This window comes from Paenibacillus sp. P2(2022), assembly GCF_029522175.1.
Taxonomy (GTDB): domain Bacteria; phylum Bacillota; class Bacilli; order Paenibacillales; family Paenibacillaceae; genus Paenibacillus; species Paenibacillus polymyxa.
Genome location: NZ_JAKWFI010000006.1, coordinates 131323 through 145959 on the forward strand (window position 1 = coordinate 131323; position 14637 = coordinate 145959).

Here is a 14637-nt window from a genome sequence, read left to right on the forward strand (position 1 = left end):
TGGCTATGCTTACAGCTTTTTATCATCCACACTGTTCAGCCATGCTTCAATTTCTCCGATCACAGAGGCGATGCAGCCGTCTTGGAACGGCGAGATCAGTCCAGCCAGCTCAACTAATCCGGTAAAGGATCGGCTTCCTCCGGCACGACACAGCTTCAAATAATCTTCCCACGCTGCCGCTCGGTCTTCACCCATACGCTTCCAGAACTGGAATGCACATAATTGTGCCAGCGTATAGTCAATATAATAGAACGGAGATTGAAAAATATGTCCCTGCTTGTGCCAGAATCCGCCTTTTTCGAGGTACTCGTTGCCTTCATAATTCAGATGCGGTTTATACTTGCGTTCAATGGAGCGCCATGCACTTTTACGTTCAGCTGGAGTCCAGTCCGGGTGTTCATATACAGCATGCTGGAATTCATCTACGGCTACGCCGTAAGGCACGAACAGCAGCGATGAAGATAGATGTTCAAAGTGATATTTATCCGTATCTTCCTCGAAGAACAGCTTCATCCAAGGCCATGCGAAAAATTCCATACTCATCGAATGAATTTCAGCCGCTTCCATGGTTGGCCAGTGGTATTCAGGAATTTCAAAATGCCGGCTTTCATAGACCTGGAAGGCATGACCTGCTTCATGCGTTAATACGTCGATATCACCGGATGTACCATTGAAATTGGAGAAGATAAACGGCGTGCCATATTCGCTTAAAAATGTACAGTAGCCTCCGCTTTGCTTGCCCTTTTTGCTGATTAAATCCATCAGTCCACGCTCGACCATAAAACTGAAAAATTCATGTGTTTCTGGCGAAAGCTCCTCATACATACGCGCTCCATTACGAAGAATCCAATCCGGGTCGCCTTTTGGCGTAGGATTGCCTGACAAGAAGTTGAAGCCCTCGTCGTAATAGCGAAGCTGGTCTACTCCGATCCGCTCGCGTTGGCGCTCTTTCAGCTTGGTTGCCAGAGGAACGATGTGCTTTAGCACCTGCTCGCGGAAATTGGCTACCATCTCTGCATTGTAATCTATACGCCCCAAACGGGCATAGCCCAATTCTACGAAATTGTCATAGCCCAGCTTATGTGCCATGCGTGTGCGTACCTTCACCAATTCATCATAAATCCGGTCCAGCTCATCCTCATGCTCACTCATAAATTGATATTTGGCCTCAGAGGCCTGTTTACGCGTCTCGCGGTCGGTTGCCATTTCAAAAGGCAGGAGCTGAGACAATGTGCGTTCTTCCCCCTCGAACGGGATTTTCGCTGAGGCAATCAACTGAGCATATTCCGAGGTCAGCTTATTTTCCTGCTGCAAATCCTCAATGATATCCGGGTGGAACGACTTGAGCGCAACCTCGGCAATACTGAAAAGCTGGCTGCCCCATTGGCTCTCCAACTCAGCTCTAAATGGAGACTCCACCAACGCCCGGTAATAATCGGTTACATACTCCTGGATTACCGGCATGAAATCATCAGCGTACTCTTGCTCTGCTTTGTAGAACGCATCTTCCGTATCAATGGAGTGCCGAACTTCCACCAATTGCAGTTGCGTTTCCACGTTACTGCGCAGCTTGTTAATCGCATGAATAACTTCATTTTGACGTTCTACATTGTCTGCTTCACGAAACTGCTGCAACAGTGTTTTAAACCGCTGTTCAATTTCAGGTTGCACTGGCCGGCTATAAGCCATTTCGCTGAATAATGTCATTGCTCCGTTTCCCCCTTTAATGTAATAAATCTGATGCCTATTATACAGTACGATTAGACCAAACTGGAAGCTGGAATGCCAAAATAATACAACCTTAAAAGCCGCAATACCATGTATTGCGGCTTTTAAGCCTCATCTAACCCTATATATCAAAAAGTCACTGTCTAAAACAATCTAATATATATCCAGTCTGTCTAATTGAGATTTATAAGTGTCTCTAGGATCACAGACCTTCATACCTTTATTGATTTTGCAAACGATGTGCCACATGCAGGGTCGGACCGACAAATTCATTTAACTTGAAGCCACCTTCAATGGCCTGTGTAATGAATTTCTTGGCCTGATCCACAGCTTCACGCACAGTCAGCCCTTGTGCCAAACCAGCCGTTACCGCAGCCGAAGTGGTACAGCCTGCACCGTGGGTAAAGTTGGTTTGTACAACATCCGCTTCAAACCAGTCAAAAGTGATTCCGTCATACAGCAGATCCATCGCTTTACCAGCGCGAATTTTGCCACGGTCCTTGATCAGTACATGCTTAGCACCACGCTCGTGGATAATAGCAGCCGCTTCCTGCATCTGCTCCAGTGTCGTGATCGGTCCATTCTTCGCCAGCTGCGAAGCCTCGAACAAGTTCGGTGTTACCAGGTCAGCGCCAGGAATCAACAATTCCAGCATGGCCTCTGTATTTTCCGGTTGAAGCACTTCATCCGTGCCTTTGCAGACCATAACCGGGTCAATCACAATCCGTTTCAGATCATGCTTTTTCAAGTGGCTGGCCACCAGTTCGATGATATCTACGGAACCCAGCATACCGGTCTTCATTGCATCAAAACCGATACCTTCCAATACAGTACGCAGCTGCGCCTCAACCACGTCCAACGCAACAGGATATACAAGATGGTTCCAGGTTTTAGGTTCCATCGCAACTACGGTAGTCAATACAGTCATGCCATATACGCCAAGCTCCTGGAAGGTTTTCAGGTCCGCCTGAATACCTGCTCCACCGCTTGTGTCGGAGCCGGCTATCGTTAGTGTTTTGGGAATCGTCATTAGTACATGCTCTCCTTCACTTTCAGTGCTGCATTTATCCTAATCCTGCATGCGAAACTTGTCAACGCGCAAAACGGTCCTTTCCATACGAAAAGTCACAAGAACCAGCAACAGCTAAAAAACGAGAATATCCCCCTTTGAAATGAGAACATCCTCGTAAGTACGTGTTATATGAAGAATTTGAATGAATTTTAGAATTATAAATACCCACCAGCACTGTGATCATAGGCATGGTTTTTTTCGTTCGCCCGTACGCCGAGGCAAAGACTCTGATACAACTGCTGCTGTTCCGGGGTAGCAAAATTTCGATGCTGCTCAAATAAAGCCATACAACCAATGATATGTTCGGTATAGCTGTTATCGACAGACAATTGCAGGCAATGCAGTGTTTGTCCCAAGCCCTTGGGGTAATCGCCTTTTCGAAAATAATATTCCGCATACACCTTGCAAAAAGAAGCAAAACGAAATGCATTAAAGTGCTTGCGATAATGTGTGTCCCATTGCTCCGGTGCAAGCTCCCAGAATCTCTTGAGTTGCTGGTTGAACAGCTCCAGCTCGGCATCTACGAAATAGCCAAACCGGTTCGCCGATTCGAGCAACGTATTCAGGCCTTCCAGTGTCTCATCCGGATGCTCGCGCAGGTAAGTAATATATTCATAGATTGCAGAAGTGTTGCCCATTTTGATTTCAATACAAAGTCGGTTGCCCTGTGCATATACACGATGCAGGTTGACCACTTTCCAACCTTCCTCGTCCAAACCCTCAAACCAGCTCAAATCTGCGTAACCTTCAATCCATTGCTTGGATTCCTCATATCTACCCTGAAACTCATAGCAGCTGGCCTTAAGCAGATGCCCTTGAGCATAGTAATAAACGAGCGGCTTAATCAGCTCCAGGTGCTCATCTCCAAAGCGGTTCCGATTGCGATACAATGCCTGCGCCAACTCTCTTAGCTCGTCCGCATACATTTCCATCTCGGACCATTGCATTTTTAAAGCAAACACTTGAGATAGCATATGTAAGCCTTCCAGTGCATAAATTTCCGGTAGACGACTACGGTACAAATGGAATTGTACAGCAGCCTTCAAGTTCCGTTGGTTATCCTTAATCTGAATCTGGAATATGCGAAAATAGCTAATCGCCAACCGTTCGGAGTGGGTATACTTCTCACTCTCAATGACACAATCATACAAAAGCATGGAGGCTTCATGTCGACCATCCTCAAACATCGCTTCTGCAGTCTCAAAAATAGCCGGAACATTCGATAAATCGTCCATCAAATAACCAAGCACACTGCGTATACAGTCCAGCTTGTTCAACTCTGAGCAACGAAGAAGAAACGGACGCAGCCTTCTCCAGTGTGGCAAGGAATGAATAAAACACTCATCTACATACATCTCGAACAAAGATCCTTCTTCCAATCCCATCGCCTCAGTAATCAGATCAAGCTGATTAACTGAAATAGGTCGTGGTGGGTTTCGGTTAAGTATACCGCTAAGTGTACCCGGATTTACCTTAGAAGCATCTGCAAAACATTGCATTGAAATGCCTTCACTTTGAATATACTTTTCTATCTCTGCGCGGATCGTGGTGTTTTTTTCCAAAGGGACACCCCCTCAAACGAATGATGGTGACTTTTTCATTACCTTTTAAACCAAAATTTGTTTAATCAAAGTATATGTCTAATTATACGAGAGGTCAATAACTTTAAACACGACTCAGGACATATAAAATCACGAGTTTCGTACGATTTTAAATCTGTTTTATGAAAAAAGACCGTCCTCTGAGAGACAGTCTTTTTCTATTATTTTGATGCTGTGGACTTAGAGGACAATAACTTGCAAAATATTTTAAAATTGACGAAAATCAAGAGCAAACTTAGCGTATCCTTCTGCCGTCAGTCCTTCATAGAGCAATTCAGAATAAGCATGGGCAACATTCGTTGCTTGCGGCGAGGTTAGGAAGGTCACATGTGGACGGCCCGACCATGGGGCGAGGGACCAGTGTCCGTCGGCCTTTGGCGTCAACGTCTTCATATTGCGCACATACTCGGTCAGCACATGTCGGTTCTCATCCGGTGAAGCCAGTATAATTCGCTCTCCACCCGGATTAACCAGCGCAGAGGAGAACGCGCGATAGTTATTCGTAACAACCAGATAACTCCGCTGCATATCCATTGGTTCCCCTTCAAAAGACATATGAATGATTCTGTGCGCTTCTAGGTCCTTTAATTCCCCGGCAGTATCATATCTGGCTGGCTGTGTTACATCAATCTGATACGTGATGCCATCGATGATATCGAAATTAAAGCTCGGAAAATCAGAATTAATCAGCTCTTGTTCCTCCTCTTCCGAAGGATCAATTTGCCGGAATTGACCAGCAGACCACTCAAGCCACTCCCGAATTTCCGCTCCGCTCAACCGAACGACATGCAGCGTATTCGGAAAATTGTATAGATCGGCAATATGCTTGATCGCCAGTGTCCCTTCGGGAATATCAGTATAATACGCCGGGCCGTATCTTCCGCCTGTTTTAAAAGGAGCTGCTGCCGACAGAACGGGCAACCCTTCATACTCGCTCCCTTGTAGCTGCTGCTTCACATACCAAATTTGTGCATCATTGACGAGCTGAACCGAAGCATCATCCATCACCTGGGCAAAAAAGCTGTTCACTGCTACTGTCGTTTGACCTACAGGTGCACGGATGTAATCTAGGGTTCCCGTATGTTCAGCTGCTACCGCCTGCTGGATAGCAGTATCGGGTTGGACGAGGGCTTCCTTGCGTATCGGGTCATACACCGGGCGTACCTTGGCAGCAGATGCAGTCACTTGCCACTTCCCTCCAATAAGGGCCAGATCCAGATCAATAATACCCAGATGATCTCCCCAGAAGCCCGGCTCTACTGCTGGAATACCATGGATGGTGCCCTGCTCTGTATCCACACCTGTCATACCTAAGAACGAAGGGCCGGGAAATACTTTATGGGCATGGCCAAACACAATGGCATCGATCCCTTCCACCCTGCTCAGATGCAGCACCGCATTTTCCATATTGGGAGCTTCGGGAATATCCTCAAAGCCTGCATGGGGCATCGCAATGATGAGATCGGCTCCCTCCGCCTGCATTTCTGGGATAAACCGTCTTGCGGTTTCCAGCATATCTTTGACGATAAGTTTCCCTTCCAACCACGCCTTGTCCCATTGCATAATTTGCGGGGGCACAAAGCCGATGACCCCCACCTTCAGCAGATGCTTACGGCCTGCTTCATCCTCTACCGTCTTATCCAGCAATAGATAAGGCGTAAAGTAGTTTTGTTCTTCCTCTCCCGCTATATAGATGTTGGCATTCACATAAGGAAACTGTGCTCCTCGAAGGCAAGTCTGCAAATATTCCAACCCATAGTTAAATTCATGATTACCAATACTGCCTGCCTCATACCCCAGCAGATTCATGGCTTTATAGGCGGGATGCACCTCGCTTGGGTCCTGTTGGAGCCGCTGTACAGCATAATCTCCCATCGGATTTCCCTGAATCACATCTCCGTTATCCAGCAGCAGGTGATTGGGCACCTCTGCCCGAGCCGTGTGAATCAGACTAGCGGTTTGCGCCAGACCGTAATGCAGCGTTTCCTGATCTGTATAATAATCATAATTCCACAAGCTGACATGCAGATCGGTTGTAACCATAATGCGGAATTTCGCCCTCACAGCACCTGCATTTTCCTGCTCTGTCTTATCATTAATGTCCAAATTATCCAATCTTGTTCTCTCCCTCAACTTCGGTCATAGAGCTTGAACAAGTCTAACAGAGCACTGTTAAGAGAATGTTAAAATATGCAATTCGTATAAATACCGCTTATGGTCTCTAGCAAATGATAAATTTTACATCATTTTTACCAAAGTCAGGAGTGGTTTTTACCCTAGCTGCAGGACTAGCTGTTAAGATTTGGTTTGTCACTGAATTTACAGGTTTTTTAAATTTTCGTTATTACGATGTTTAGGGGGAAATTATTTTGTTCAAAAAAGCACTGACCTTGTGCATGACCTTCACACTGGCAGCGGGTTTAGCCGCTTGTGGCTCAAATGCAAGCAATAACAACAGCGCCTCCACTCCGGGTACAGATGGCTCTAAAAACGAAAGCACAGCCTATGTCCCTAAGGAGCTAAAGGTACAATTCGTTCCTTCTCAGAATGCAGATACCCTCGAAGCCAAGGCAAAACCGCTCGAAAAGCTGCTGGGGGACAAGCTCGGAATCCCGGTAAAAGTAACCGTATCTCCTGATTACAATACGATTGTGGAAGCCATGTCTTCCAAACAGGTCGATGTAGGATTCCTTCCGCCGAACGCTTATGTACTGGCACACGATAACCGTAAAGCGGCCGACTTGCTCCTGCAAGCTCAACGCTATGGCATTGAAGATGCTACAGGCAAGGACACGACTGAAAAAGTAAACTTTTATAAAGCAATGATCGTGGTAAAAAAGGATTCTCCGATTCAAAGTCTGGCTGATCTGAAAGGCAAGAAGGTTGGCTGGCAAAATGTAACCTCCTCCGCAGGCTATGTGTACCCCGCAGCAGAGCTGAAAAAAGCTGGCGTGGACCCGGACACAGATGTGCAGGGTGTGACGATCAAAGGCCACGACGCTGCTATTCTGGCGCTGCTGAACGGTCAGGTTGATGCTGTCGCTGTTTTCCAGGATGCACGTAACACAGTGAAGAAGGAAATCCCGGACGTATTTGAAAAGACACGTGTCATTCATTACACAGCTAAAATTCCAAATGACACCGTCAGCGTACGTTCCGATATGGATCAAACGTGGAGAGACAAAATCGCCCAAGCCTTTATAGACATTGCCAACGATCCTGAAGGCGGCGAAATCATTAAAGAAATTTACACCCATGTAGGTTATGAGAAGGGCGACGATAAAAACTTCGATTCTGTGCGTGAATACGCCGAAGCCGTCGGCCAAGCGGTAAAGTAACAGCTACGAAACAGGCTTTACGAATGACAGGGCAGCACCGTCCATGTATTCATGGCGGTGTTGTTTTCATTCCACCCCATCGGGGAGAAAGTTGGGAGCATATGATTGAATTTCGAAACGTATCGAAAACATACCCGAACGGCACCAAAGGGTTGAATAATATTAATTTGACGATTCAGGAGGGAGAGATGGTTGTCATAGTCGGCTTATCTGGTGCAGGTAAGTCCACCCTGCTGCGTTCCATTAACCGACTGCATGACATTACGTCCGGCGACATCGTTGTAGGTGGCAGGTCTGTCACGTCTGCTGGAAGCAGCGAGCTGCGGCGCATTCGCCGTGATATCGGCATGATCTTTCAAAGCTTCAATCTGGTTAAGCGTTCGACGGTGCTTCGCAACGTACTTTCGGGCCGCGTCGGTTATCATTCGACACTGCGGACCATTCTTGGTCTCTTCCCGAAGGAAGACATCGAACTGGCACTAACGGCGCTGGAACGCGTGAATATCCGCGAAAAGGCCTATAGCCGCGCCGATGAATTGTCCGGTGGCCAACAGCAGCGTGTATCCATCGCGCGTGCTCTGGCGCAGGAGGCTAAAATCATTCTGGCGGACGAGCCTGTCGCGTCGCTTGATCCGCTGACCACCCGCCAGGTGATGGACGATCTCCAGCGAATTAACCGGGAAATGCAGATTACGACCATTGTCAATCTGCATTTCATTGATCTGGCGCGCGAATATGCAACACGGATCATCGGCTTACGCGCGGGAGAAGTCGTCTTTGACGGCACACCGGAGGAGGCTACGGATGAAGCCTTTGCGGAGATCTACGGCCGGGCCATCAAGCATGATGAACTGCTGGGAGTGGGATCATGAAGCCCGACTCTACTGCCCAGCCGCTCTCTTCGACGCAATCGTCACCATCTGCTGGACCACCGCAGCCAAGCAAGCCGCCTGCAGGGCCACCTTTGCCAGGACGTTATAAGCGTTACGCTACCTGGATGATTTTTATCGTGGTGCTGATAGCCTGCTCCATTCATACGGATGCCACGCCTTACCAATTGATCGTTGGCTTACCGGAGATGGGCAAATTGCTGGAAGAAATGTTTCCTCCTGACTGGAGTTACCTGCCTATCATCTGGAAACCGATGCTGGAAACGATCCAGATCGCTATTGTCGGTACGACACTGGGAGCCATATTGGCAATCCCTGTCGCGTTGCTGTGCGCCTATAATGTGATGCCGCGCAAGCTAATCTCGCTGCCGATGCGCACGATCCTGAATCTGGTACGGACGATTCCCGATTTGCTGTTTGCCTCGATCTTTGTGGCCGTATTCGGCATCGGACCGTTTGCAGGGATGCTCGCCCTGCTGTTCTTCTCCTTCGGGATCATAGCCAAGCTGACCTTTGAGGCGATTGAAGCCATTGATCCCGGGCCACTGGAGGCCATGACCGCTGTTGGCGCGAGCCGCATTCAAGTCATCGCCTTTGGTGTGGTTCCGCAGGCACTGCCTTATTTTGTGTCGTATTTGCTATACACCTTTGAGGTTAATGTGCGCGCAGCTTCTGTTCTAGGACTGGTCGGTGCGGGCGGCATCGGTCTGCTGCTTGACCGTTCCCTTGGGCTGTTCCGATATGACCGGGCAAGCATTATTATTCTACTGACCCTCGTCATCGTCCTTGCGATTGATTACGGCAGTAACCTGCTACGGAGGAAATTATTATGAATGATCCTACGCTTCGCAGACCTATTGGCTCCCGCCTGCGCTTTTGGGCGTTAGCTATTCTGCTAATTATCATTTACATTTGGGCTTTTCGCGGGATGCAGTTTGAAGGATTACAAGGGACGGCCAAAAGCGTCTCTGTCGCAATATTGGACGGCTTTCTTCATCCCGACTGGTCATTTGTCTACATTCCTGAGGGGGAGGACTTGCTGCGTGGGTTGCTGGATACACTGGTCATTTCAGTGCTCGGAACCTTCGTATCCGCATTTGTCTGTCTTCCGTTTGCCTTTTGGGCATCGAGCAATATGACCCGTCTACGCCCCTTATCAGGCAGCGGGAAGTTTGTACTTAGTGTCATTCGGGTATTTCCCGAAATGATCGTCGCCATTCTATTCATTAAAGCCGTAGGTCCCGGCTCGTTTGCAGGTGTGCTTGCCCTCGGCATTCACTCCATCGGCATGCTGGCCAAGCTGTTCTCAGAAACGATTGAAAGCGTCGATCACGGGCCGCAGGAAGCTTTGATCGCATGCGGTGCCAACCGTTGGCAGGTCATTTTCTTCGCCGTGCTGCCGCAGGTGATTCCACAGTTTCTTTCCTATTCGCTCTATCGTTTTGAAATTAACATCCGGTCCGCAACCACGCTCGGTCTGGTTGGTGCAGGTGGTATTGGTACTCCGCTGCTGTTTGCACTCCAAATGCGCAACTGGAACCGTGTAGGCGTCATTTTACTCGGCATTGTAGTCTTGATCATTTTGACGGATCTGATATCCGGCTGGCTGCGCAAACGGATTGTATAATTAAACATCTCTATCCTAACAAAAGCCTCTCCTGTGTAAAAGGGAAATGCTATGCTCCCATTTACTTGGAAGAGGTTTTTGCTGTTCAACAACTCCCGCCTAGTTCATCTAGGACCCGCCGGACTTCCTCTGCCGTATTGTAAAAATGCGGAGCCACACGAATAACATCCTTTCGTGCTGACACAATCATATTTCGGCTCCGCAAACGCCTCTCTACCGCCGACACATCGGCTACTTCAACAGCGAGCAGACTTGGTAAAGTGCCTCCTTCATCAGGTATTCGTATGTGTAACCCTTTGCTGCGTCCATATTCAATAGAAAAGTCCAACAGCTCATTCATATAGGTCTGAATGTTCGTGACCCCAATTTCCAGCAGCAGCTTTAAGGCTGCATTGGCGGCAAAAATGCTAATGAAAGAAGGTAATCCTGTCTCAAAGCGGCGGGCGCCTGCCGCCGGGACCGGATGAGCAATATCAAACCGGGAGGCGAACTCCTGTCCAAGCCAGCCCGTAAGACGGGGCTTGAAGCGTTCTATTCGCTCCTTACTTATATAAAGAAAAGCCACTCCCGGTATCCCCAGCATATATTTGCGTGCTCCCGCGACCAGCATATCTATGCCCATCGCCTTTACGTCTATCGGAATCATTCCTGCAGACTGATAGGCATCGACGAATAGTAACGCCTGATTTCGATGAGCTATATGTGCAATGGATTTGAGATCCTGCTGAAATCCGTTGGTATAATTCACATGGGATACCATAATGAGCGCAGTATTCTCCGTAACATGCTCCTCATACTGCTCTAGGGTCACTTCTCCCTCCGTAGAAGGGATACAGCAAATATGATCACGGAACATCTCCTGTGCCTGCCAGATGTGGCCCACCGTCGGAAAGTCGGTGTCTGCATACACAATCCCTTCTTTTCCCGGTACATAAGAAAGGGCAGTGGCCACGCCAGCAATCGCCTCAGAGGCTGAGGACAGCACCGCAATTTCGTCAGGCTCCGCCCCGATGAGCTTGGCAAAATGTCCTCTCGCCTCCTCCAACCGTGCCATAGATAGGTCGCCGTTATGACCGTGTTGCAGCAAGCTTCGATGATATTCCTCAATGGCAGCGGAAACCGGTCTCGATATCGCCCCCTGGGAACAGCTTCCTACATGGATATGTGAGGACAGCACCGGAAACAACTGACGGTAGGACTGAAACGGATGTTTCATATTTCCCTTCGCTCCTCCTGGGCACACCAACGTGCCTTGATATGATCATTTTATTATCCATATAAGCCACCTTAGAACAAGGGCCTCTCTTCCCATCTTCTCGCCGTTAACAGACGATAGACACAAAGAGAGGCCCTGTTGGATCATATACACAATTATTAATTAATGCACGCGTTTGCGTCCAAACCAGCTTTTAAGCACCAAGGTTGCCAAAGCAAGTAGCAGCAACAACGAGGCCACCGCAAAAGATGCCGAGAACTGATACTCGTTATACAAAATCTCAACATGCAGCGGAAGTGTATTCGTCTCGCCCCGAATATGTCCCGAGACGACGGACACTGCACCAAACTCGCCCATGGCTCTCGCATTACACAGAATAATGCCGTACAGCAAACCCCATTTGATATTCGGCAGCGTCACTTTCCAGAAAATGCGCCAGCCGCGTGCGCCCAGTGTGACCGCCGCTTCCTCCTCCTGCTGCCCCTGATCTTCCATCAGCGGAATAAGCTCGCGCGCAACAAAAGGAAATGTAATGAACAGCGTTGCCAAAATAATGCCTGGCAAAGCAAATATAATTTTAATATCATGCTCGTCCAGCCACGGCCCAAGCCAGCCCTGTGCGCCAAACACTAATACATACATCAGTCCTCCGACGACAGGCGAGATCGCAAAGGGTAAATCAATCAAGGTGACCAGCACACCTTTGCCGCGAAAATGAAATTTTGTGATCAGCCAGGCGGCCGCTACACCAAATACCGTATTCAGCGGAACCGTTATCGCTGCCACCAGCAGCGTCAAGCGCAATGCGGACATGGCATCCGGGTCCCGTAGCGCTTCAACGTATACGCTCCATCCCTGCTTGAGTGCTTCGGTAAGCACGGCGATTAGCGGCAATACCAACACCCAGAGCAAAGCTAAAAAAGCAGCACCAATGAGCGTCCACTTGACCCAAGGGGCTTCGGTTGTAACCCTATTGGGCGGTGCGGATGAAGGCACTGGTGCAGAAGCAAGCTCCTGCCCAGTTATCGCTTGTGACATGATGTATCCCTCCTTGAACACGGGGTTAATGCGCAGACCTCTGCTGTCTGCATGCTAACGTTAGACATTTGCGTTAGACTGCACGGCGCCGTGACCAGCGCTGAAAACTGTTAATCACGAATAACAGTACGAACGAAATGACCAACAGCATCAATGCCACCGCCGTAGCCCCTGCGTAGTCATTTTGCTCCAGCTTGGACATAATGAGCAGCGGAGCAATCTCGGTCTTCATCGGCATATTGCCAGAAATGAAGACGACAGATCCGTACTCGCCAATGCCGCGGGCAAAGGCAAGCGCAAAACCCGTCAGCAGCGGGGGTACCAGCTCCGGCACAATAACGCTGCGGAAGGTACGCCATCTGCCCGCTCCCAGCGTAGCAGCCACCTCTTCCTCATCCTTGTCCAGCTCCTCCAGCACCGGCTGAACTGTCCGTACGACGAACGGAATGCCAATAAACATCAACGCGAGCGTAATCCCTGTCTGTGAGTATGCCATTTTCCACCCAAGCGGTTCGAACAGTGAGCCGATCCAGCCGTTCTGTGCATATAGAGCGGTCAACGCAACCCCTGCCACCGCCGTGGGCAATGCAAAGGGCAGATCGATGACCGCATCAAACATTCGTTTCCCTGGAAACTCATAACGCACCAGTACCCAGGCGATCAATAAACCGAGAAACAGATCGATCAGCGCCGCGGCTGCGGCACACAAAAAGCTCACCTTGTAGGAAGCCAGCACTCTGGCATCCGTCGCCACGTCCCAAAATTTCTCCCACGTCAGCCCGGTTGAATTCAGGAGCAGTGCTGATAATGGCACCAGCACCACCAGACTGAGATACAGCACACTATAACCCATCGTTAACCCGAAACCGGGAAGTACGCGTTTTCGGGTGGCTTGCATTTGACTCATGTTCTGTCCATCCCTCTCTGCATCCTTTGACTATGGCACTCGCGCCAACTGATCCTCTCGCCTTTACACTTCACTTATGTTATGAACTACCAGGTACATAAATCTGGTCAAAAATCCCCTTGTCGCTAAAATGCTTTTGCTGTGTCTCTTTCCATGTTCCGAATACATCCTTCAAGGTTACAAGCTCCAGATTAGGAAATTGATCCTTGAACTTTGCCGTCACACTTTCTAATGTTGGGCGATAATAATTTTCAGCAGCAATGGTCTGCCCTTCTTCACTGTACAAATATTTCAGGTATGCGTCCGCCACCTCGCGTGTACCTTTTTTATCTACCACTTTATCGACCACCGCTACCGGAGGTTCAGCCAAAATACTGATCGACGGATATACGATATCGAATTTATCCGCACCTAGCTCCTTCACAGACAGCAGTGCTTCATTTTCCCAAGCGATCAGCACATCGCCAATTCCACGCTCTACGAAAGTCGTCGTCGCTCCACGCGCTCCGCTATCCAATACCGGCACATGCTTATACAGCTCCTGTACAAACTGCTGGGCTTTGGCTTCATCGTTATTGTTCTTTTTGAGCGCATAGGCCCAGGCTGCAAGATAGTTCCAGCGGGCTCCGCCCGAGGTTTTAGGGTTCGGTGTAATGACCTGTACATCGCCGCGGACTAGATCATCCCAGTCCTTGATCCCCTTCGGGTTCCCTTTACGTACCAATAACACGATGGTTGAGGTGTATGGGGAACTGTTATGCTCATATTTACTTTGCCATCCTTCTTTAACAAGCCCTTTCTCCTGTAACGCATCAATATCATAGCCCAGGGCCAATGTAACCACGTCTGCATCCAGCCCGTCCTGCACAGAGCGGCTTTGCTTGCCAGATCCCCCGTGGGATTGCTTGATTGTGACCTTCTGTCCTTTCTCCTTCTCCCAATGGGCGGCAAACGCTTTATTATATGCCTCATACAACTCACGGGTCGGATCATAAGAAACATTGAGCAACTCCACGTCCTTGGAGCCGGAAGCAGAGCTACCATCCGCTTGCGTCCCTTCCTTGCTTGCCCCGCAAGCACTTAGCACCATCGTTAAAACCAAAGATAGTCCGAGAATAAGTCCAGTTTTATAATTCCTCTTCATCAAGACACCCCTCATTCTATGTAATTTGTAAATACCCATTCATTTACGCCTGTTATTTACAGACATAATCAAAAAA

12 protein-coding genes are annotated in these 14637 nt (G+C 48.8%); 4 read left to right on the forward strand and 8 right to left on the reverse strand.

What is annotated here, in order from left to right; genetic code table 11:
- Positions 1-9: 9 nt before the first annotated feature.
- The 4 genes from MMB75_RS19260 to MMB75_RS19275 all read right to left on the reverse strand — a co-directional run bounded on the left by MMB75_RS19260 (position 10) and on the right by MMB75_RS19275 (position 6516).
- Entirely contained in the window at positions 10-1707 is a 1698-nt protein-coding gene (locus MMB75_RS19260; RefSeq protein ID WP_277509878.1) for a M3 family oligoendopeptidase, read from the reverse strand.
- A gap of 241 nt (positions 1708-1948) precedes the next feature.
- On the reverse strand, positions 1949-2758 hold the full coding sequence (gene thiD / locus MMB75_RS19265) for a bifunctional hydroxymethylpyrimidine kinase/phosphomethylpyrimidine kinase (RefSeq protein WP_045245003.1): 810 nt from the start codon (positions 2756-2758) through the stop codon (positions 1949-1951).
- A gap of 197 nt (positions 2759-2955) precedes the next feature.
- The gene (locus MMB75_RS19270) at positions 2956-4362 is read right to left on the reverse strand and encodes a hypothetical protein (RefSeq protein WP_025365873.1); all 1407 of its coding nucleotides are present in this window, start codon (positions 4360-4362) and stop codon (positions 2956-2958) included.
- Positions 4363-4608: 246 nt separating this feature from the next.
- The gene (locus MMB75_RS19275; RefSeq protein WP_045245002.1) at positions 4609-6516 is read right to left on the reverse strand and encodes a bifunctional 2',3'-cyclic-nucleotide 2'-phosphodiesterase/3'-nucleotidase; all 1908 of its coding nucleotides are present in this window, start codon (positions 6514-6516) and stop codon (positions 4609-4611) included.
- A gap of 254 nt (positions 6517-6770) precedes the next feature.
- On the opposite strand from MMB75_RS19275, the gene MMB75_RS19280 reads away from it, so the two are divergent.
- From MMB75_RS19280 to phnE (MMB75_RS19295), 4 genes are all read left to right on the forward strand, one after another.
- Positions 6771-7739 carry a phosphate/phosphite/phosphonate ABC transporter substrate-binding protein gene (locus tag MMB75_RS19280; protein ID WP_013373161.1) on the forward strand — a complete coding sequence of 323 codons (969 nt, stop codon included), beginning with the start codon at positions 6771-6773 and terminating at the stop codon, positions 7737-7739.
- 101 nt (positions 7740-7840) lie between these two features.
- Entirely contained in the window at positions 7841-8611 is a 771-nt protein-coding gene (gene phnC / locus MMB75_RS19285; RefSeq protein ID WP_023990372.1) for a phosphonate ABC transporter ATP-binding protein, read from the forward strand.
- On the forward strand, positions 8608-9462 hold the full coding sequence (gene phnE, locus MMB75_RS19290; RefSeq protein ID WP_017425566.1) for a phosphonate ABC transporter, permease protein PhnE: 855 nt from the start codon (positions 8608-8610) through the stop codon (positions 9460-9462). Before phnC ends, phnE (MMB75_RS19290) begins: the two co-directional genes overlap by 4 nt.
- Positions 9459-10256, forward strand: a complete 798-nt coding sequence (gene phnE, locus MMB75_RS19295) for a phosphonate ABC transporter, permease protein PhnE (RefSeq protein WP_016820374.1) — start codon at positions 9459-9461, stop codon at positions 10254-10256. Before phnE (MMB75_RS19290) ends, phnE (MMB75_RS19295) begins: the two co-directional genes overlap by 4 nt.
- Positions 10257-10341: 85 nt before the next feature.
- On the opposite strand, the gene MMB75_RS19300 is transcribed toward phnE (MMB75_RS19295), so the two are convergent.
- The 4 genes from MMB75_RS19300 to MMB75_RS19315 form a co-directional block, all read right to left on the reverse strand.
- Positions 10342-11472 (reverse strand): aminotransferase class V-fold PLP-dependent enzyme, encoded by a 1131-nt coding sequence (locus MMB75_RS19300; RefSeq protein ID WP_045245001.1) that lies wholly within the window; start codon positions 11470-11472, stop codon positions 10342-10344.
- Positions 11473-11634: 162 nt separating this feature from the next.
- Positions 11635-12510 carry a sulfate ABC transporter permease subunit CysW gene (gene cysW / locus MMB75_RS19305; RefSeq protein WP_045245000.1) on the reverse strand — a complete coding sequence of 292 codons (876 nt, stop codon included), beginning with the start codon at positions 12508-12510 and terminating at the stop codon, positions 11635-11637.
- A gap of 73 nt (positions 12511-12583) precedes the next feature.
- Complete coding sequence (gene cysT / locus MMB75_RS19310) at positions 12584-13417, reverse strand: sulfate ABC transporter permease subunit CysT (protein ID WP_016820376.1); 834 nt, start codon at positions 13415-13417, stop codon at positions 12584-12586.
- A 79-nt stretch (positions 13418-13496) separates the two neighbouring features.
- A complete protein-coding gene (locus tag MMB75_RS19315; RefSeq protein WP_017425569.1) occupies positions 13497-14561 on the reverse strand; it encodes a sulfate ABC transporter substrate-binding protein in 1065 nt (354 codons plus the stop codon).
- Positions 14562-14637: the final 76 nt, after the last annotated feature.